General features: G+C 72.9%; 16 protein-coding genes and 1 tRNA gene. 7 read left to right on the forward strand and 10 right to left on the reverse strand.

Annotated elements, in window-relative coordinates; genetic code table 11:
- Window positions 1-139: 139 nt before the first annotated feature.
- Window positions 140-826, reverse strand: a complete 687-nt coding sequence (locus tag ABT129_RS06890) for a TetR/AcrR family transcriptional regulator (RefSeq protein ID WP_015034155.1) — start codon at window positions 824-826, stop codon at window positions 140-142.
- Complete coding sequence (locus ABT129_RS06895) at window positions 823-1,806, reverse strand: acyl-CoA desaturase (RefSeq protein WP_351897511.1); 984 nt, start codon at window positions 1,804-1,806, stop codon at window positions 823-825. Before ABT129_RS06895 ends, ABT129_RS06890 begins: the two co-directional genes overlap by 4 nt.
- A gap of 237 nt (window positions 1,807-2,043) precedes the next feature.
- On the opposite strand from ABT129_RS06895, the gene ppc reads away from it, so the two are divergent.
- Window positions 2,044-4,773: a phosphoenolpyruvate carboxylase gene (gene ppc / locus ABT129_RS06900; RefSeq protein ID WP_351897513.1), complete on the forward strand. Its 2,730-nt coding sequence runs from the start codon at window positions 2,044-2,046 to the stop codon at window positions 4,771-4,773.
- Between the two features lie 65 nt (window positions 4,774-4,838).
- Here ppc and ABT129_RS06905 read toward each other — a convergent pair whose 3' ends face one another.
- From ABT129_RS06905 to ABT129_RS06930, 6 genes are all read right to left on the reverse strand, one after another.
- Window positions 4,839-5,282 carry a hypothetical protein gene (locus ABT129_RS06905; RefSeq protein WP_351897515.1) on the reverse strand — a complete coding sequence of 148 codons (444 nt, stop codon included), beginning with the start codon at window positions 5,280-5,282 and terminating at the stop codon, window positions 4,839-4,841.
- A 41-nt stretch (window positions 5,283-5,323) separates the two neighbouring features.
- Window positions 5,324-5,920, reverse strand: coding sequence for an aminoacyl-tRNA hydrolase (pth, locus tag ABT129_RS06910; RefSeq protein ID WP_351897517.1), 597 nt, complete (start codon window positions 5,918-5,920; stop codon window positions 5,324-5,326).
- 120 nt (window positions 5,921-6,040) lie between these two features.
- Window positions 6,041-6,628, reverse strand: a complete 588-nt coding sequence (locus tag ABT129_RS06915; protein WP_351897519.1) for a 50S ribosomal protein L25/general stress protein Ctc — start codon at window positions 6,626-6,628, stop codon at window positions 6,041-6,043.
- 261 nt (window positions 6,629-6,889) lie between these two features.
- Complete coding sequence (locus ABT129_RS06920; protein ID WP_030216703.1) at window positions 6,890-7,864, reverse strand: ribose-phosphate diphosphokinase; 975 nt, start codon at window positions 7,862-7,864, stop codon at window positions 6,890-6,892.
- 121 nt (window positions 7,865-7,985) lie between these two features.
- Entirely contained in the window at window positions 7,986-9,434 is a 1,449-nt protein-coding gene (gene glmU / locus ABT129_RS06925; protein WP_351897522.1) for a bifunctional UDP-N-acetylglucosamine diphosphorylase/glucosamine-1-phosphate N-acetyltransferase GlmU, read from the reverse strand.
- A 110-nt stretch (window positions 9,435-9,544) separates the two neighbouring features.
- Window positions 9,545-9,616, reverse strand: a tRNA-Gln gene (locus ABT129_RS06930).
- A gap of 131 nt (window positions 9,617-9,747) precedes the next feature.
- On the opposite strand from ABT129_RS06930, the gene ABT129_RS06935 reads away from it, so the two are divergent.
- Window positions 9,748-11,076: a sensor histidine kinase gene (locus ABT129_RS06935; RefSeq protein ID WP_351897524.1), complete on the forward strand. Its 1,329-nt coding sequence runs from the start codon at window positions 9,748-9,750 to the stop codon at window positions 11,074-11,076.
- Between the two features lie 49 nt (window positions 11,077-11,125).
- Here the strand turns inward: ABT129_RS06935 and ABT129_RS06940 are convergent, their stop codons facing one another.
- On the reverse strand, window positions 11,126-11,617 hold the full coding sequence (locus tag ABT129_RS06940; protein WP_351897527.1) for an SUKH-3 domain-containing protein: 492 nt from the start codon (window positions 11,615-11,617) through the stop codon (window positions 11,126-11,128).
- A 10-nt stretch (window positions 11,618-11,627) separates the two neighbouring features.
- Complete coding sequence (locus tag ABT129_RS06945) at window positions 11,628-12,140, reverse strand: YwqJ-related putative deaminase (protein ID WP_351897529.1); 513 nt, start codon at window positions 12,138-12,140, stop codon at window positions 11,628-11,630.
- 267 nt (window positions 12,141-12,407) lie between these two features.
- Between ABT129_RS06945 and ABT129_RS06950 the strand changes: the two genes are divergently transcribed.
- From ABT129_RS06950 to ABT129_RS06970, 5 genes are all read left to right on the forward strand, one after another.
- On the forward strand, window positions 12,408-13,406 hold the full coding sequence (locus ABT129_RS06950) for an SMI1/KNR4 family protein (protein ID WP_351897532.1): 999 nt from the start codon (window positions 12,408-12,410) through the stop codon (window positions 13,404-13,406).
- A gap of 7 nt (window positions 13,407-13,413) precedes the next feature.
- On the forward strand, window positions 13,414-15,921 hold the full coding sequence (locus ABT129_RS06955) for an SUKH-4 family immunity protein (protein ID WP_351897534.1): 2,508 nt from the start codon (window positions 13,414-13,416) through the stop codon (window positions 15,919-15,921).
- A gap of 147 nt (window positions 15,922-16,068) precedes the next feature.
- Entirely contained in the window at window positions 16,069-16,950 is an 882-nt protein-coding gene (locus ABT129_RS06960; protein ID WP_351897536.1) for a coiled-coil domain-containing protein, read from the forward strand.
- A 49-nt stretch (window positions 16,951-16,999) separates the two neighbouring features.
- Window positions 17,000-17,377 (forward strand): VOC family protein, encoded by a 378-nt coding sequence (locus tag ABT129_RS06965; protein ID WP_351897539.1) that lies wholly within the window; start codon window positions 17,000-17,002, stop codon window positions 17,375-17,377.
- Between the two features lie 70 nt (window positions 17,378-17,447).
- Complete coding sequence (locus ABT129_RS06970) at window positions 17,448-19,745, forward strand: FG-GAP-like repeat-containing protein (RefSeq protein WP_351897541.1); 2,298 nt, start codon at window positions 17,448-17,450, stop codon at window positions 19,743-19,745.
- The last annotated feature ends 7 nt before the right edge of the window (window positions 19,746-19,752 follow it).

The raw sequence follows: 19,752 nt of genomic DNA on the forward strand, positions 1-19,752 counted from the left end.
CGGAAGGCACGCGGAGACGACCTCGTAACGGCCGGAACACCCCCCCGGATGTTGAACACGATTCTACCCACGGGAGGGCGTCGCACCAGGGGTTCACCCCGCCGAATCCGACCGTCCGGTCAGTTCTCGCCCACCGGCGTCAGCTCTTCCGGTGCCCTATCAACCGGGGCTTCGGCTCCAGGCCGTCCAGGCCGTGCCACGCCAGGTTCACCAGGTGCGCCGCGACCTCCGCCTTCTTCGGCTTGCGGACGTCCAGCCACCACTGCCCCGTCAGCGCCACACTGCCCACCAGGGCCTGCGCGTACAGCGGAGCCAGCTTCGGATCGAAGCCGCGGGCCTTGAACTCCAGCCCCAGGATGTCCTCGACCTGCGTGGCGATGTCACTGATCAGCGACGCGAACGTCCCCGTCGACTGCGCCACCGGGGAGTCCCGTACGAGAATCCGGAAACCGTCCGTGTAGTTCTCGATGTAGTCCAGCAGCGCGAACGCCGCCTGCTCCAGGAGCTCCCGCGGATGCCCGGCCGTCAGCGCGCCCGTCACCCCGTCCAGGAGCTGACGCATCTCCCGGTCGACCACGACCGCGTACAGCCCCTCCTTGCCGCCGAAGTGCTCGTACACCACCGGCTTGGAGACCCCGGCCTTCGCCGCGATCTCCTCCACCGACGTGCCCTCGAAACCCTTCTCCGCGAAGAGCGTGCGGCCGATGTCGAGAAGCTGCTCCCGCCGCTCCGCGCCCGTCATCCGCACCCGGCGCCCCCGCCGGGGCTTCTGCTCGCCACTGCCGGTGCTGCCGGTCCTGCCGTCGATCGCCACGTCTTCCATCATGCCGCTTCTGCGGACGCGCTCTGGCGGCGGGCTTCGATGCGCTCCTTCGCCGGCCAGCGCACGTCGTACGCCCACCCCGCCTGCTCGAACCAGCGGATCAGCCGCGCACTGGAGTCGACCTGGCCGCGCAGCACCCCGTGCCGGGCCGACGTCGGGTCCGCGTGGTGCAGGTTGTGCCAGGACTCGCCGCACGACAGCACCGCCAGCCACCACACGTTGCCCGAACGGTCCCGCGACTTGAACGGACGCTTGCCCACCGCGTGGCAGATCGAGTTGATCGACCACGTCACGTGGTGCAGCAGCGCCACGCGCACCAGCGAACCCCAGAAGAACGCCGTGAACGCGCCCCACCACGACATCGTCACCAGACCGCCCACCACCGGCGGGATCGCCAGCGACAGGATCGTCCACCACAGGAACTGGCGCGAGATCGCCCGGATCGCCGGGTCCTTGATGAGATCGGGCGCGTACTTGTGCTGAGGGGTCCGCTCCTCGTCGAACATCCAGCCGATGTGCGCCCACCACAGGCCCTTCATCAGCGCCGGAAGCGTCTCGCCGAACCGCCACGGCGAGTGCGGGTCACCCTCCGCGTCCGAGAACTTGTGGTGCTTGCGGTGATCCGCCACCCAGCGCACCAGCGGACCCTCGACGGCCAGCGAACCCATGACCGCGAGAGCGATCCGCAGCGGCCGCTTCGCCTTGAAGGAACCGTGCGTGAAGTAGCGGTGGAAACCGATCGTGATCCCGTGGCAGCCGATGTAGTACATCGCGACCATCAGACCCAGATCCAGCCAGCTCACCCCCCAGCCCCAGGCCAGCGGCACCGCCGCGAGCAGCGCCAGGAACGGCACCACGATGAAGAACAGCAGCGCGACCTGCTCGATCGAACCCTTGCTGTCCCCGCCCAGCGTGGCGGAGGGCAGAGCCGTGGCACCGGCGGGTGCCTCGGGCGCCGAGGTCACCTCGGGGCTAGTGGTCATGGGAGTCCCCTGGGGGGTGAGGGTGAGGGAAAGTGCGAGAAAACGCGGCCGTGGCTACGCCTCCGTAACCTACGGCGTCGTAAGTATGGCAGCGACGTGGCGCGCGGCAAGAGGGCACGAGAGGACCCTGGCCGCTGTCCGATGGATGGACACCTATCCTGGGTGCGTCGGACAGCGCGGTCCGCAAGCCTCCAGTACCTCTCCAGACGTGCCCAAACACTGCAAGGAGCCGCACCTGTGAGCAGTGCCGACCAGACCCCCACCGCCAGCACCGAGCTGCGCGCCGACATCCGCCGACTGGGCGATCTCCTCGGCGAGACCCTCGTCCGTCAGGAGGGCCACGACCTCCTCGACCTCGTCGAGCGCGTCCGCAGCCTCACCCGTGAGGACGGCGAGGCAGCCGCCGAGCTGCTCCGAGGCGTCGAGCTGGAGACGGCCGCGAAGCTGGTGCGCGCCTTCTCCACCTACTTCCACCTCGCGAATGTCACCGAGCAGGTTCACCGCGGCCGCGAGCTCCGCGAGAAGCGCGCCGCCGAGGGCAGTCTCCTCGCCCGCACCGCCGACATGCTCAAGGACGGCGACCCCGAGCACGTCCGCGAGACGGTCAAGAACCTCAACGTACGGCCCGTCTTCACCGCGCACCCCACCGAAGCCGCCCGCCGCTCCGTCCTCAACAAGCTGCGCCGGATCGCCGCCCTCCTGGAGACCCCGGTCATCGAGGCCGACCGGCGCCGCCACGACCTCCGGCTCGCCGAGAACATCGACCTCATCTGGCAGACCGACGAACTCCGGGTCGTCCGCCCCGAGCCCGCCGACGAGGCCCGCAACGCGATCTACTACCTCGACGAGCTGCACGCCAACGCCGTCGGCGACGTCCTGGAGGACCTCGCCGCCGAACTGGAGCGCGTCGGCGTCGAACTGCCCTCCGGCACCCGCCCGCTCACCTTCGGCACCTGGATCGGCGGCGACCGCGACGGCAACCCCAACGTCACGCCCCAGGTGACCCGGGACGTCCTGATCCTCCAGCACGAGCACGGCATCACCGACGCCCTCGAACTCGTCGACTTCCTGCGCGGACTCCTCTCCAACTCCATCCGCTACACCGGAGCCACCCAGGAACTCCTGGACTCGCTCCAGCACGACCTGGAACTCCTCCCGGAGATCAGCCCCCGCTACAAGCGCCTCAACGCCGAGGAGCCGTACCGGCTCAAGGCCACCTGCATCCGGCAGAAGCTCGTCAACACCCGCGAGCGCCTCGCCTCCGGCACCCCGCACCAGGACGGCCGCGACTACCTCGGCACCGCCGAGCTCGTCCACGACCTCACCCTCATCCAGACCTCGCTCCGCGAGCACCGGGGCGCCCTCTTCGCGGACGGCCGGATGGACCGCACCATCCGCACCCTCTCCGCCTTCGGCCTCCAGCTCGCCACCATGGACGTCCGCGAGCACGCCGACGCCCACCACCACGCCCTCGGTCAGCTCTTCGACCGCCTCGGCGAGGAGTCCTGGCGGTACGCCGACATGCCGCGCGACTACCGGCAGAAGCTCCTCGCCAAGGAGCTCCGCTCGCGCCGCCCGCTCGCCCCGACCCCGGCCCCGCTGGACGCCGCCGGCGAGAAGACCCTCGGCGTCTTCCACACCATCAAGGAAGCCTTCGAGCGCTTCGGCCCCGAGGTCATCGAGTCCTACATCATCTCGATGTGCCAGGGCGCCGACGACGTCTTCGCCGCCGCAGTCCTCGCCCGCGAGGCCGGTCTGATCGACCTCCACGGCGGCTGGGCCAAGATCGGCATCGTGCCGCTCCTGGAGACCACCGACGAGCTCAAGGCCGCCGACGTCATCCTCGACGGGATGCTCGCCGACCCCTCCTACCGACGCCTCGTCTCGCTCCGCGGCGACGTCCAGGAGGTCATGCTCGGCTACTCGGACTCCTCCAAGTTCGGCGGCATCACCACCTCCCAGTGGGAGATCCACCGCGCCCAGCGGAGACTGCGGGACGTCGCCCACCGCTACGGGGTCCGGCTGCGCCTGTTCCACGGCCGCGGCGGCACCGTGGGCCGCGGCGGCGGCCCCTCGCACGACGCGATCCTCGCCCAGCCCTGGGGCACCCTGGAGGGCGAGATCAAGGTGACCGAGCAGGGCGAGGTCATCTCCGACAAGTACCTCATCCCGTCGCTGGCGCGGGAGAACCTGGAGCTGACGGTCGCCGCCACGCTGCAGGCCTCCGCCCTGCACACCGCGCCCCGCCAGTCGGACGAGTCCCTGGCCCGCTGGGACGCGGCCATGGACACCGTCTCGGACGCCGCCCACACCGCGTACCGCACGCTCGTCGAGGACCCCGGCCTGCCGGCGTACTTCCTCGCCTCCACCCCCGTCGACCAGCTCGCCGACCTGCACCTGGGCTCACGGCCCTCGCGCCGCCCCGGCTCGGGCGTCTCCCTCGACGGACTCCGCGCCATCCCCTGGGTGTTCGGCTGGACCCAGTCCCGCCAGATCGTGCCCGGCTGGTTCGGCGTCGGCTCCGGCCTCAAGGCGCTGCGCGAGGCGGGCCTCGACCCGGTCCTCGGCGAGATGTACGAGAAGTGGCACTTCTTCCGCAACTTCCTCTCCAACGTCGAGATGACGCTCGCGAAGACCGACCTGCGGATCGCCCGCCACTACGTCGACACCCTGGTCCCCGACGACCTCAAGCACGTCTTCGACACCATCGAGGCCGAGCACGCGCTGACCGTCGCCGAGGTCCTCAAGATCACCGGCGGCGAGAAGCTCCTGGACTCCAACCCGGTCCTCCAGCAGACCTTCGCCATCCGCGACGCCTACCTGGACCCGATCTCCTACCTCCAGGTCGCCCTCCTCGCCCGCCAGCGCGGCGCCGCCGAGCGCGGCGAGGACCCGGACCCGCTGCTCGCACGGGCCCTGCTCCTCACCGTCAACGGCGTGGCGGCGGGTCTCCGCAACACCGGCTGACACCCCCCGCACACACGGAAGCCCCCGCCGGAACCCTTCCGGCGGGGGCTTCCCCGTGGTCCGCGTCAGAGCGCGAAGAACGCCGCCACCAGCAGCGCGCCGCCCGCCCCCGCCAGCGACCACGCCGTCCTCGGCAGCCGCAGGCCGCCGCCTATCAGCGGGGCGGCGAGCAGCAGCGCCCCGCCCAGCGGCAGCCAGGCGTGCAGCCCGCCGCCCCAGCCCGTGCGCACGCCCTCGTCCGTGCCCGGCTTCACCACCACCGGTATCGTCGCGCCCGGCTCCGCCGCGACCGAGCGCGCGATCGTCAGCGTGCGGCGCGTCGAGGAGGGGTCCTCCGGGGCGTAGCGGCCGGTGCAGGTCTTCTCCGTGCAGCCGGTCACCGTCAGCGTGCCGTGCTCCCGTCCCTTGGCGAGCAGGACGTGCTGGGCCGAGTTCCAGGAGGCCCAGGCGCCCGCGACGACGAGAAGGAGGGCGACCAGGGCCATGGCGGCGTTACGGACGTGCGTCATGACCCGCGATCGTACAGTCGTACGCTCCGACCGCCAGAGGGCTACGTGTTGTACGCCGACTGGGCCCGCTCCAGGCCCTCCGCCACCAGGCACTCCACCGAGTCCGCCGCCCGGTCCACGAACCAGTCCAGATCCTTGCGCTCCGTCGAGGAGAAGTCCTTCAGGACGAAGTCCGCCACCTGCATCCGGCCCGGCGGACGCCCGATCCCGCACCGCACCCGGTGGTACTCCGCGCCCATCGCCTTCGTCATCGACTTCAGTCCGTTGTGCCCGTTGTCACCGCCGCCGATCTTCAGCCGCAGCACGCCGTAGTCGATGTCCAGCTCGTCGTGGATCGCCACGATGTTCGCCGTCGGCACCTTGTAGAAGTCGCGCAGCGCCGTCACCGGGCCGCCCGACAGGTTCATGTACGACATCGGCTTCGCGAGGACCACCCGGCGGCTCGCGGGTCCCGGCGGCCCCATCCGGCCCTCGACGACCTGCGCCTGGGCCTTCTGCGCCCGCTTGAAGGAGCCGCGCATCCGGTCCGCGAGCAGATCCACGACCATGAAGCCCACGTTGTGGCGGTTGGCCGCGTACTCCGGCCCCGGATTGCCGAGGCCGACGATCAGCCAGGGGGCGTTCGCGTCGTCCGTCATGTGCGTCAGGTCTCCTCGTATGCGTACCGGAACCGGGAAAAGAGAACAGCGGAAGAACAGAGAAACGGGGTGACGGGCCGTGTGGCCCGTCACCCCGTCACGTCAGACAGAGCCTACGGCTCAGGCCTCGTCACCCTCGGTGGCCTCGGCCTCGGCGGACGGCTCCTCGGCCTGCGCGGCCAGGACCTGGAGGACGACGGCGTCGGCGTCGGTCACCAGGGTGGAGCCCTTCGGGAGGGCGATGTCCTTGGCGAGGACGGAGGCACCGGCCTCCAGGCCCTCCACGGAGACCGTGACGGACTCGGGGAGGTGGGTGGCCTCGGCCTCGATGGAGAGGGTGCTGAGGACGTGCTCCAGCAGGTTGCCACCGGCGGCGAGCTCGCCCTCGGCCTGCACGGGGATCTCGACGGTGACCTTCTCGCCGCGCTTCACGAGGAGCAGGTCGACGTGGACCAGGAAGCCCTTGATGGCGTCACGCTGGACGGCCTTCGGGATCGCCAGCTCGTTCTTGCCGTCGACGTCCAGGGAGAGCAGGACGTTGGGCGTACGCAGGGCGAGGGCAAGCTCGTGGGCCGGGAGGGTCACGTGCGCCGGCTCCGAGCCGTGGCCGTAGACGACGGCGGGAACCTGGCTGGCGCGGCGGATCGCACGGGCGGCGCCCTTGCCGAACTCGGTGCGGACGGCAGCGGCGATCTTGACCTCGGACATGGTGCACTCCTCGTAGAAAGGTGACGAAAAAAGTGGTCACCCGGCCACGACTGGCGATGGCCTGCTACGAAGAGCGCGTCGATAACGGACCGCCGTGACCCTGTACATCCGTACGGGTACGGCCTCCCTCGCCGAGCAACTACGGCAGTCTACCGGCCCGCCGCCTTACCACCCAATTCGATCACCGAAACCCCCGGAACACGGCGGAGGGCCGCTCCCCCGAACGGGGAACGGCCCTCGTGCCTGCTGTGCCGCTGCGGCTCAGTGCTCCTCGAAGAGGCTCGTCACCGAACCGTCCTCGAACACCTCGCGCACCGCGCGCGCGATGGTCGGCGCGATCGACAGCACGGTGATCTTGTCCAGCTCCAGGGCGCCCGGCACGGGCAGCGTGTCCGTGAACACGAACTCGCTCACCTTGGAGTTCTTCAGCCGGTCCGCGGCCGGGCCCGACAGGATGCCGTGCGTGGCCGTCACGATGACGTCCTCCGCGCCGTGCGCGAACAGCGCGTCCGCGGCGGCGCAGATCGTGCCGCCGGTGTCGACCATGTCGTCCACCAGGACACAGACGCGGCCCTTCACGTCACCGACGACCTCGTGCACGGTGACCTGGTTGGCGACGTCCTTGTCACGACGCTTGTGCACGATCGCCAGCGGGGCGTCCAGACGGTCGCACCAGCGGTCGGCGACCCGCACGCGGCCCGCGTCCGGGGAGACGATCGTCAGCTTGGAGCGGTCGACCTTCGCACCCACGTAGTCCGCGAGCACCGGCAGCGCCGACAGGTGGTCCACCGGGCCGTCGAAGAAGCCCTGGATCTGGTCCGTGTGGAGGTCCACCGTCAGGATGCGGTGCGCGCCCGCCGTCTTCAGCAGGTCCGCCACCAGACGCGCCGAGATCGGCTCGCGGCCGCGGTGCTTCTTGTCCTGACGGGCGTAGCCGTACGACGGGATGATCACGGTGATGCTCCGGGCCGAGGCCCGCTTCAGCGCATCGATCATGATCAGCTGTTCCATGATCCACTTGTTGATCGGAGCCGTGTGGCTCTGGATCAGGAAGCAGTCCGCGCCGCGGGCCGACTCCTGGAAGCGGACGTAGATCTCGCCGTTGGCGAAGTCGAACGCCTTGGTCGGAACGAGGCCGACGCCCAGCTGGTGCGCGACCTCCTCGGCCAGCTCGGGGTGGGCGCGGCCGGAGAAGAGCATCAGCTTCTTCTCGCCGGTCGTCTTGATCCCGGTCACAGCACTGTCTCCTCAGACGTGTTGTCTGGTCGCGATCCACGAGCTGTCGTGCGCGTGTGCGAGCCAGCCGAATTTGTGTGCACGTATCACGGTACGCCGAGTTCGACGCACCTGTTTCCGGTCAGCTTTCGCCGGCGGATCCCTCCGATGTGGCCTGAGCGGCCTGCGCGGCAGCGCTGCCGGGCCGCTTCCGGGCCACCCAACCCTCGATATTCCGCTGCTGGCCGCGGGCCACGGCGAGCGAGCCGGCCGGCACGTCCTTCGTGATCACGGACCCGGCGGCGGTGTAGGCGCCGTCCCCGATCGTGATGGGAGCCACAAACATGTTGTCCGACCCGGTCCGGCAGTGGGAACCGATCGTGGTGTGGTGCTTGGCCTCGCCGTCGTAGTTCACGAAGACGCTCGCGGCGCCGATGTTCGTGTACTCGCCGATCGTGGCGTCGCCCACGTACGACAGATGGGGGACCTTGGTGCCCTCGCCGATCTTCGCGTTCTTCATCTCGACGTACGTGCCGGCCTTGGCCTTCCGGCCCAGGTCGGTCCCGGGCCGGAGGTACGCGAACGGGCCCACGGAGGCGCTGTCGCCGATCACGGCGGAGTCGGCGACCGTGTTGTCCACCCGGGCGCCCCTGCCGACGCGGGTGTCCGTCAGACGCGTGTTCGGGCCGACCACGGCGTCCTCGGCGATGTGCGTCTCGCCGAGCAGCTGCGTACCCGGCAGGATCACCGCGTCCGGCTCGAAGGTCACGGTGACGTCGACGAAGACGCTCGCCGGGTCGACGACCGTCACGCCCGCGAGCATCGCGCGCTCGATCAGCCGCCGGTTCAGCAGGCCGCGGGCCTCGGCGAGCTGTACGCGGTTGTTGATGCCGAGGATCTCGCGGTGGTCGGCCGCCACCGAGGCGCCGACCCGGTGACCGGCCTCGCGCAGGATCGACAGCACGTCGGTGAGGTACTCCTCGCCCTGGCTGTTGTCCGTCCGGACCTTGCCGAGCGCGTCCGCGAGCAGCCGCCCGTCGAACGCGAACACGCCGGAGTTGATCTCCTTGATCGCGCGCTGCTCGTCGGAGGCGTCCTTGTGCTCGACGATCTCCGTCACGGCGCCGGTCGCGGGGTCGCGCACGATGCGGCCGTACCCGGTGGAGTCCGGGACCTCGGCGCTGAGCACGGTGACGGCGTTGCCGTCGGCGGCGTGGGTGCCGGCCAGCGCCCGCAGGGTCTCGCCGGAGAGCAGCGGGGTGTCGCCGCAGACGACGACCACGGTGCCGTCGGGCGCCTGCCCGAGCTCCTCCAGGGCCATCCGCACCGCGTGCCCGGTGCCGTTCTGCTCCTCCTGGACGGCGGTACGGGTTCCGGCGTAGTGCTCCTCCAGGTGGCCCCCCACCTGCTCCCGGGCGTGCCCGACGACCACGACGAGGTGCTCGGGATCCAACTCCCGGGCGGCTGACACGACATGCCCGACGAGCGAGCGCCCGGCGATCTCGTGGAGGACCTTGGGGGTCTTCGACTTCATGCGGGTGCCCTCACCCGCTGCGAGGACGACGACGGCTGCCGGGCGTGTGGCGCTCACGGGAAATGCCCTTCGGCTTTGGGTGGTGGACGCACGAAGGATACCGGGGGGCGGGGCGGCGGACATGAGTGCGGGTCCTGACCGTGAGGGTCAGGACCCGAGTGAAGAAGCTCCCCCGCCAGGACTCGAACCCGGACATAAGGCACCAAAAGCCTCAGTGCTGCCAATTACACCACAGGGGATGGCGTACAGGGCTGAAACGGACAGTACGTCGGTCCCGTGCCCCGGCGGCCTCCACTATGCCGTACCAGGAGGCCTCGATGCGACGGTGTTCGCCGCGGCGACGCCGGGGCTCGCCCGTAGGGTGGTGGGTATGACCACAACGGGGGCGGATCGGGGCGCCGTGGGCGTCCGTGCGGAGAGCTGGTGGTGGTGGGGGAGACGGCGGAGTGTCGTCCTCGACGTGGGGCTCGCCCTGGCGTCCGCGCTGGAGTGCGGGCTCGAAGGGGTCGCGGTCGCCGACCGGGCCTCGCTGCCCGTCCCCGTCGGGGTGCTGTTCGGGCTCGTCGTCGGGTCCGTGCTGCTCGTACGGCGGCGGTGGCCCATCGCGGTCGTTCTCGTGTCGATCGCCGTCGCGCCCGCCGAGATGGGCTTCCTCATGGGGATCGTCGGGCTCTACTCGCTCGCCGCCTCCGAGGTGCCCCGGCGGATCACCGCCGTGCTCGCCGGGATGTCGACCGTCGCCGTCTTCGTCGTCACCGTGGTGCGGATGCGGCAGGACGTCGCCCAGGTCGACGCCGGACCGCCGGACATCGACCCCGGCGGCTGGTACGTGACGGTCGTCGCGCTCTTCATGACCCTCGGGCTCAACGCGCCCCCGCTCCTCTTCGGCCTCTACATAGGGGCCAGGCGCCGGCTCATGGAGAGCCTGCGCGAGCGGGCCGACAGCCTGGAGCAGGAGCTGTCGCTGCTCGCCGACCGGGCGGAGCAGCGGGCGGAGTGGGCGCGGCGGGAGGAGCGCACGCGGATCGCGCGGGAGATGCACGACGTGGTGGCGCACCGGGTGTCGCTGATGGTGGTGCACGCGGCGGCGTTGCAGGCGGTGGCGCTGAAGGACCCGCAGAAGGCCGTGAAGAACGCGGCGCTCGTCGGTGACATGGGCCGGCAGGCGCTGACCGAGCTGCGGGAGATGCTGGGCGTGCTGCGGGAGGGGACCGCTCCGGTGGCCCCCGCTCCGGTGCCCCTGGCCGCCGTCGGACGGGCCGCGGCCGCCGCCGCGGAGGCCGCCGCCGATGACGGGCCCTGTCTGGACGCCCTGGAGGCCCTGTGCGAGCAGTCGCGGCTGGCGGGGACGGTCGTGGAGTTCGTGGTGATGGGGGAGGCGCGCCCGTATCCGCCGGAGGTGGAGCGGACGGCGTACCGGGTGGTGCAGGAGGCGTTGACCAACGTCCACAAGCACGCGGCGGGCGCGGAGGTCGTGGTGCGGCTCGCGCACCGGGAGGCCGAGGTCGCGACGCAGGTGGAGAACGGCCCGTGTCCCTCGGACTCCGGTGCCGTCGCCGTGTGCCTGCCGAGCGGCGGGAACGGGCTCGTGGGGATGCGGGAGCGGGTGCTGCGGCTCGGGGGCGTGTTCGTGTCGGGGGCGACCGAGGCGGGCGGGTTCAAGGTGTCGGCCGTGCTGCCGACACCGCCGGCCGGCTGACCTCCCCGGCGGTGCCGGCCGTGCGGCCCCGGTGGCCGGTCGGGTGGCGCTACCCCGCCGTCAGGCGGGGCGGCTGGGCGCCCGTGATCAGGGTCGACAGGGCCGCGTCGATGTCCTTGCCGAGGTACCAGTCGCCCGCGTGGTCGAGGCTGTAGACCCGTCCCTCGATGTCCATGGCGAGGATCGCCTGGTGGTCGCCCTCCTCGCCGAGCGGCGCGAGTTCCGTCTCCAGGGCCCGTCCGAGGTCCGCGAGGCTGCGGGAGAGGTGGAGGCCGGCGAGCGGGTCGAAGCGTACGGCCGCGGGCGCTATCTGCCGCCCGTGGCCGGGCGCGGTGATCCGCAGGCCGCCGAACTCGGCCCAGGCCTCGACGGCTGCGGGGAACACGCTGTGCCGGTGCCCGGCGGGGGAGAGGTGGGCGCGCAGGGTGTCGGCCCACTCTTCGGCGAGCTTGATGTCCCAGCGGCCGGGCTGCCAGCCGGCCTCGCGGAGGGCGGCGTCGACGTTGACCGGGAACCGGGTGGTGCTGAGGTGGTCGGGCATGGGGGTGCGGTCAGCCGTTCTCGACAGGCGTGGTGGGGTCGACCGCGCGTACGCCGAAGTGGGCGAGCATCGCGGTGCAGGAGCGGCAGGGTGCGGCGTAGCTGCCGTGCAGCGGGTCGCCGTCCTCGCGGATGCGCCGGGCGGTGAGCTTGGCGTGCTTCAGGGAGCGGCGGGCCTCGCCGTGGGTGAGCGGTTTGCGCTGGGCGCGCTTGGAGCGTCCGTTCTCGGTGGCGGTCAGGTGCCGGGAGAGGAGGATCGCCTCGGGACATCGTCCGGTGAAGCGTTCCCGCTGCCCGCTGGTGAGGGTGTCCAGGAAGTCCTGGACGAGGGCGTGCAGGGTGGGCGGCCGGTCGCCGCGGCCCGCGGTGCACGTGAGGGTCTCACCGCGCACGGAGAGGGCGGCCCCGACGGTGGGGAGGATTCCGTCGCGGCGCTGCAGCAGTAACGGCGCGCGCGTGGTGTCGGCGCTGCTGCTCCAGTTGAGGCGTGGGTCACCCTGTGTGGGCGTCGGTGCTGCGTGCATGGTGCTGGTCTTCCCCTCCTGCAATCCCCCGAGTTGCGTGGACAGCCTGCCAAATAGGGAGCCATATGGGGAAGCTGGGGCGCCGAAACGCGGCTTCGGTGTGTCGGAATCATGGTGCACCTGTCATGGCGTCGTGACAGTTGGTCACCGTCGGATCGGGCCGGTTCGGCCTCTTGTGGCAGCGCATAGGCTGTGCGGCATCAGTCAGGAGCAGCCAGCGGCTGCGGGTAGTAGCAGTCAGCGACGCCAGTGCAGGGGGCAACCGCAATGACGACAGGTCGGCTCGGGCAGGACACCGCGCCACCGAACGCGGCCTACGCCGGGCAGGTCGTGCACTTCCCGGACCCGGTCCGCGCCTCCCGTCACCCGAGAGGGGTGCGGGTGGACGAGTTCGGGCACCCGGACTTCTCGCCGTACGCGCGCGCGGCGGCGGAGATCGCCGACCCGCCGGAGGGCTTCGGCGTCGACGAGCTGCGGCTCACGGACTACGTGTCGGCGAACGCGGCGATGGCGGCGACCGGCCACGAGCTGTGGGACACGATTCCCGCGGTGGCGACGCCGCACGGCTGGACCTGGCACCACGTGGCGCGTGGTCGCCGGATGGAGCTGGTCCCGGTCGAGGTGAAGGCCCTGCTGCGGCATCACGGCGGGGTGGCGACGGCCGCCGTGGACCACGCGAAGCGGGGCACGCGCCCCTTGCAGGAGACCCGGCCGGCGCACTTCGGGCTGCCGAAGGGGCTGGTGTCGGTGTCGGAGCAGCAGCTCCAGGGCGTCGAGGAGGACCTCGGCTACCGGCTGCCGGGGGCGTACCGCTCGTTCCTGAGGGCGGCGGGCGGGTGCGCTCCGGTGGGCGCGGCGCTCGACGCGGAGCTGGGGCTCCTGGTCGACCAGCCGTTCTTCACGGTGCGGGAGGAGGCGGGGGTCAACGACCTCGTCTACGTCAACAAGTGTCTCCGTGACCATCTGACCAAGGACTATCTGGGCGTCGCGTTCGTCCAGGGCGGTCTGATCGCGCTGAAGGTGCGGGGTGAGGCGGTCGGTTCGGTGTGGTTCTGCGCGTACGACGACGCGCGGGACTCCGGCGCGGTGGCGGCCGGGTGGACGGTGGCAGAGCGGGTGGAGCGCCTGCTGCTGCCCTGTGGTGCGGACTTCGACGCGTTCCTCCAGCGTCTCGCGGGCAATCCCCCGGAGCTGGAGACGGTGGCGAACCTGATGGTGGACGGCGGCTTCGCGCGAGCGGTGCCCGTGGTCCCGGTGGGGGAGTGAGTGGGCTGTGGTGACGTTCGCGCAGGCGCAGGAGCGCGCCGAGGAATGGATCAACGGCGACCTGCCGTCGTACCAGCACCGTGAGGTGCGGGTGCGGGAGTTCGAGCTGGGGTTCGTGGTGTGGGCGGAGGACCGCGAGGGCGGTCCGACCTCGGACGGCGGGCGTCAGCGTCTGGTGATCGCCCGGGACAGCGGCGAGGCGACGCTGTGGCCGGGGCTGCCGGTGGGTGAGGTGATCCGCCGGTACGAGGAGGAGTACGGGGCCGCGGAGGACGTTCCGGCGCAGGCGGCCGTTCCGGCGGCCCGGATCGATCTGAACCAGACGTCGTTCCTGCTGAGTCCGCCGGAGTGGCTGCAGGAGGCGGCGGACAGGATCGGGCTGCCGAAGCAGCCGAACGTGTCGCAGGAGAGCGTGAGTTCGTCGGCGTCGGTGGACGACGTGTCGGAGCCGGTGGCGGCGGGGTCCTCGGCCTCGGTGGCCTCGTCGGCGTCGGTCGCGTCCTCGGCCTCGTCGGAGGCGGGCGCCTCGGTGGGCGCCTCGGGTTCCGTGGCGTACGAGCCGACGGCGATGGACGGCGTACCGGCGGAGACGCCGGCGACTCCGGCTGCTCCGGCCGCGGTCGTGCCCCCGGCCGCGCCCCCGGTCGTGCCTCCGGCTCCGCCGGCGGTGACGCCGCCCGTCGCACCGCCCGTCGCACCGCCCGTGGCGCCGTCCGTGTCGACGCCGCCGCCCGCGCCCAGTCCGTGGGCGGACGCCAACGCGAGTTCCGGTGGCGCCGACGGGGCCGTGCCGCTGCCGGCGACCGTCTTCGCGCCGCCGCTGTCGGGGACGGACGACGAGGACACCCCGCCGCCGCTGGTGGGCGCCGACGCGCCGACCGCCCTGATGAAGGGCGGCAGCGCGCTGCCGTCGACCGCGATCGCGCCCCGGCTCGACCCGGCCGCGCCGGCGCCGTCCGCCCCCTCCGCTCCGGTGCCTCCGCAGGCCGGTCCGTCCGGGCCGCCCGGTCCGGGTGTGCCGCCGCCCCCGTCGCCCGCGCCCACGGCGCCGGGTGCCGGTGACATCGCGGACGCCGCGACCAGCAAGGCCGCGCTGCCGCCGAAGGGCGGGCGCGGTCCCGCGACGCCGCCCCCGCCGCCGGGCGCCCCGGGCGTCCCCGGCGCGTCGAGCGGCGGTGCCCCCGCCTACGTACCCACGCAGCTGGTGTCGCAGCTCGGACCCGAGGGGCCCCGGCCGCCCGGTCCGCCGCCCGCTCCGGCCCCGCCCGGGCCGCCGACGCCGCCGCAGCCCGTGCACCACGCCGCGACGATGCTGGCGCAGCCGGGCCCGAGCGGTCCGGGCGCGCCGCCGCCGCCCCCGCCGCCGCCGGGCGTGCCCCGTGGGCCCGCGGGCGGTGTCGAGCACGCCGCGACGATGCTGGCGCACCCGGGTCCGGCCGGTCCGGCGGCGCCGCAGCCTCCGGGGCCGCCGCCGCCGCTGCACGGGGGGCACACGCCGCCGCCCGCGCCCCCGGCGTACGGCTATCCGCAGCAGCCGACGGGTCAGCCGACGGTCGGCCCCGGCTACCAGGCGGTGCTGCGCTACCGGGCGCCCGACGGTTCCGAGGCGCAGATCATCCGGCGCTCGGCGCCGGGCACCCCGCATCCGGAGTGGCAGATCCTGCACGAGCTGCGGGCGATGAACGTGCCGCCGCAGCAGGTCCTCGAACTGCACACGGAGCTGGAGTCCTGCGAGCTGCCGGGCGGCTACTGCGCGCGGATGATCCGGGAGACCTGGCCGCAGGCGCGGATCACCAGCATCGCCGCGTACGGCCGCGATCACACGGGCCGGCAGCAGGGCATGCGGCAGCTCCTGACCCATCAGGGCGAGTTGCACCAGGTCGCGGACGGTCCCGCGCGGCCCGCGCCGGTACGGGCTCCGCTGCCGCAGGTGCAGCCCGCGCCGCCGGTCCCGCCGGAGGCGATCGCGCAGGAGCTGGCCGGGGCGTTCGGTCCGGGCGTGCTCCGCTTCGACCAGCGCGCGGTGTCCCGGCAGGGCGTGCCCGAGCTGGTGGCGCGCACGCTGGTGTGGGCGGGCCTTCCGGCGGACTTCGGGCCGTTCTTCTGGGCGCAGCCCGCGGTGCCGGTGGTGCCGACGCTGGCGGAGCTGGCGGCGCAGCGGCAGGTCGCGGCGGCGCCGGACGCGAGCTCGTACCTGGTGCTCGGTTCGGACTTCGGCCGGGCGATCTGTGTCCAGTACGGGACCGCGCACATCGTGGCGGTGCCGGTGGAGGCCGGTCCCGGCGGGCAGTCGGTGCCGCCGCAGTTCGTGAACACCGGGCTGCCGGAGTTCACGCGCTCGATGGCGCTGCTGGGCCGGATGTGGCGGCTGCGGTTCGGGCTCAACCCGGAGCAGGCGGGCCGCTGGACGGTCGACTTCCAGGCGCAGCTGGCGATGCTGGACCCGGCGGCGCTGGCGTCGCCGGAGAACTGGTGGTCGGTGCTCCTGGAGCAGATGTGGGACGGCCTGCTGTAGGGGGCGGGTTTCCCGTCGACGCCGGTGGACAGAATGCGTTGAACGGAATGTGATGAAGGGCGCTCGACGTGTATGCACGTTGGGCGCCTTTTGTCCGTTCTGATGGAGCATCCTGGACGTTCGGGTCAGAGGGAAGGGGCGCCAGGGATGAGTTTCGCTGTCGGACGCGGGCGGGGGTACCGGCCCGAGCAGGTCGACCGCCACCTCGCCGCACTCTCCGGGGACCGCGACGGCGCCTGGGAGCGGGCCGCGCGGCTCACCGTCCTCGTGAAGGAGAGGGAGGCCGAGGCCGTCCGGCTGCGGGCGGCCGTCGAGGCGCTCGCGCCGCAGCGGTACGAGTCCCTCGGCGCCCGGGCGCGGAAGATCCTGGAGCTGGCCGAGCAGGAGGACGAGACCCTCGTACGGGCCGCCGAGGCCGAGGCGCAGTCCCTCGCGGAGGCGGCCGAGACGGCGGGCCGGGAGGCCGCCGGGGCGGCGCGGGCGTACGCGGAGGGGGTGCGGACGGCGGCCGACGCGGCGGCCCGCGCGACCCTGGAGGCGGCGCGCGGGCGGGCCGAGGAGCTGACGACGGAGGCCGGCCGCGAGGCCGGGGAGCGGCTCTCCGCCGCCCGGGAGGTCTTCGAGGAGACCGAGCGGCGCGCGGCGGAGCTCCTGGCCGGGCAGCACGCCGAGCAGACGTCGGCGCGGGACGAGGCGGAGCGCCTGGCGGAGGGCGAGGCGGCCGCCCTGGACTCCCGCCACGAGGAACTGACCTCCGCGGCCGACGCGCGGCTCGGGGACGCCCGGCGCGCGCTGGCCAGGACGGAGGAGGGGGCCCGTCACGGCCAGGAGGACGCCGAGGCGCGCGCGTCCGCCCTCCTCGCGGAAGCCCGGATGAAGGCCGAGCGGGTCGAGCGCGAGACGGAGCGCGTCCTGCGGGAGCACGAGGAGGCGCGGGAGGAGATCCACGCGCACGTGGACCACATCCGCAACGCCCTGGCGGCGCTGACGGGACGGGGTCCGGCGGAGCCCGAACAGCCGCGGGAGTAGCGGGACTTGGGTCCGCATCGGCGAGTGTCCCGGCAGTACACTCCCGGTCATGATCATGAAGCTGGTCGCCGTCACCCTCGACTGCGCCGACCCGATGGCCCTCGCCGCGTTCTACGGCCGGGCCACCGGGCTCCCGCTCGCCGAGCGCTCCGACGACGAGTTCGCGGGCCTGCGCGGAGCGGAGGGGCTGTTCCTCGGCTTCCAGCGCGTCGACGGCTACCGGCCCCCGACCTGGCCGGGCCAGGACGGGCCGCAGCAGCTGCACCTCGACTTCGACGTCGACGACCTGGACGAGGCGGCGGCCCGGCTCGTGGAGTGGGGCGCGACCGTCCCCGACGTCCAGCCCCGTCCGGACCGGTGGCGGGTCGTCCTGGACCCGGCGGGGCACCCGTTCTGCCTGACGCTCCCGAAGCGTCCGGGCGCGTGACGGAGGCCGGTGCGAGCCGGTGCGCGCCCGTCGGCTAACCTCCCCTTTCCCAGGGGGAGGAAGTAAGAACATGCACGTCACACGCCCGCACGCCCGCCGTCTCGCGGCCGCGGCCGTCACCGTCGTCCTCGCCGCCACCGGCGGCACGCTCACCGCGCTCCCGGCCACGGCCGCGACCGCGCCGGGGGCCACGAAGCAGGACCAGCGGCAGGACCGGCAGCAGACCGTCGTACCGTTCCCGCGCGACGCGGACGTCGTCGGCGCGGGGCCGAGCGGCTTCCTGTCGAAGACGCGGGGCGCCACGCCGGAGTTCCGGTGGACCTGGTACGCGGACGGGTCGTCGGTCGTCCTGCCCGGGGCCACCGACGCCGCCGCCGGCGGTGCGGACCTCGTCGTCACCGTCGACCGGTCCGCCCCCGTCGCCGGCCGGGTCCTCCGGGTCTACGACCTGTCGACCCCCGCCACCGGCGCAGCGGCCCCGCAGGACGTGGACCTCGAAGCGCTCGGCGACGGCTACTTCTTCGAGGGCCTGGCCGGCGAGACCCTGCTCCTCGGGCGGTTCACGGACGGAACCGTGCGGCAGTACGCCGTCACGCTCGACGGCTCCACCCCGAAGCCCAGATGGCTGGACGGATCGCCCGGATTCAACTGCCACGACGGATACGACGGCTGGACCGACACGGGTTCCGCGCTCTACGAGTGCCGCTTCGACGCGGCCGGCCTCGACGCCAAGGTCCTCTACGATTTCGCGTCCGGTTCCCGGAAGACGTACCTGCAGACCGACGACCAGTGGGCCCGCCCGGGCGCCGTCTCCGCCACGCACGTGGCCTGGCGGGAGGCCCGGATGTCGGGAAGCAGGGCCCTCCACGGGATCGTCGTCCACGAACGGGACAGGACCGGCGAGCTGTGGTTCCCGTCGGACGACCCCCTGGACGACCCGCTGTACCTGGTCGGCGGCTGGATGGCGTCCGGCCAGAAGGCCCACATCGACGCGTCCGCCCCCGCCGACGCCACGGTGGCCGACACGGTGCGGCCGTTCACCGTCCGGTCGATCGAGACCGACGAGAAGGCCGTCCTCCTCACCGCGTTCTCCTCCGCCGTCGCCGGTCCCGGCGGCAGCCTCCTCGTGCGCGGCGGCACCCCCGAGCACGGCGAGGGCCTCTACCGGATCGCGCCGCGCGCCGACGGCGGCCGGCCGACGGTCGAACTCGTCGCCTCCACCGGACAGCCGACCGTCGTCACCCTCACCGACTCCCCGACCGTGCGGACGCTCACCGGCGACCAGCTCGCGCACGGGGTCGACTTCGTCTGGGGCCTGACGCGAGGGGACGCGAACGTCAAGGTCAGCCTCACGCACCTCCGCAGCGGGGAGTCCCTGGGGCAGGAGTGGCCCGCCGCGGACACCGCCGACGGGGCGCCGCGCCGGATCTCCTGGCACTGGGACGGGAAGGACCTGGAGCGTCCGGGCGGGCTGCTGAGCCCCGCCCGCGCGGGCGAGTACGAGTGGAGGATCGTCGCCCGCCCGGAGGAGGGCATCGGCCCCGCACTGATCACCACCGGCCGGTTCACCGTCAACCGGCCCCCGGCGCCCCACGACGTCGACGGCGACGGCACCGCCGACCTCCTCGCCCGGCAGCCCGACGGCGGCCTGTGGCTGTTCCGGACGCAGCCCGCCGCCGTGCGCGGTTCGCTCACGGCCGCCGGCGGGTCGCGGATCGGCCACGGCTGGCAGGTCTACGACCGGATCGAAGGCGCCGGGGACCTCGCGGGCACGACCGCCCCCGACGTCGTCGCCCGGGACCGCACCGGCGTCCTCTGGCTCTACCGGGGCACCGGCGACCGGCTCACGCCCTTCGCCGGCCGGACGCGGATCGGCGGCGGCTGGCAGGTGTACGACCGGATCGCGGCCGGCGGCGACGTCACCGGCGACGGCCGGGCCGACCTCCTCGCCACCGACAAGGCCGGCGTGCTCTGGCTCCACCCCGGCACCGGGAGCGCCACCGCCCCCTTCGCCGCCCGCAAGCGGATCGGCGGCGGCTGGGGCGTCTACAACGAGGTCGCCTCCCTCGGCAACCTCGCCGGCGGCCCCGCCGGTGACCTGGTCGCCCGGGACAGGACCGGTGCGCTCTGGCTGTACCTGGGCAACGGCGACGGCACCTTCGCCGCCCGCACCCCGATCGGCAAGGGCTGGGGCGCCTTCACCGACCTCGTCGGCGTCGGGGACGCCGACGGCGACGGGCGCGCCGACCTGATGGCCTCGGCCTCCGGAGCCACCTTCTACGCCGGTACGGGCAACTGGAAGGCGCCCTTCAAGCCGGGCGTGAAGACCGGCGTCACGAACGGCGTGCGGTACGACATCGCCTTCTGACCCCGCC

Source organism: Streptomyces sp. NPDC002057 (assembly GCF_040296665.1).
In the GTDB taxonomy this organism is placed as follows: Bacteria; Actinomycetota; Actinomycetes; order Streptomycetales; family Streptomycetaceae; genus Streptomyces.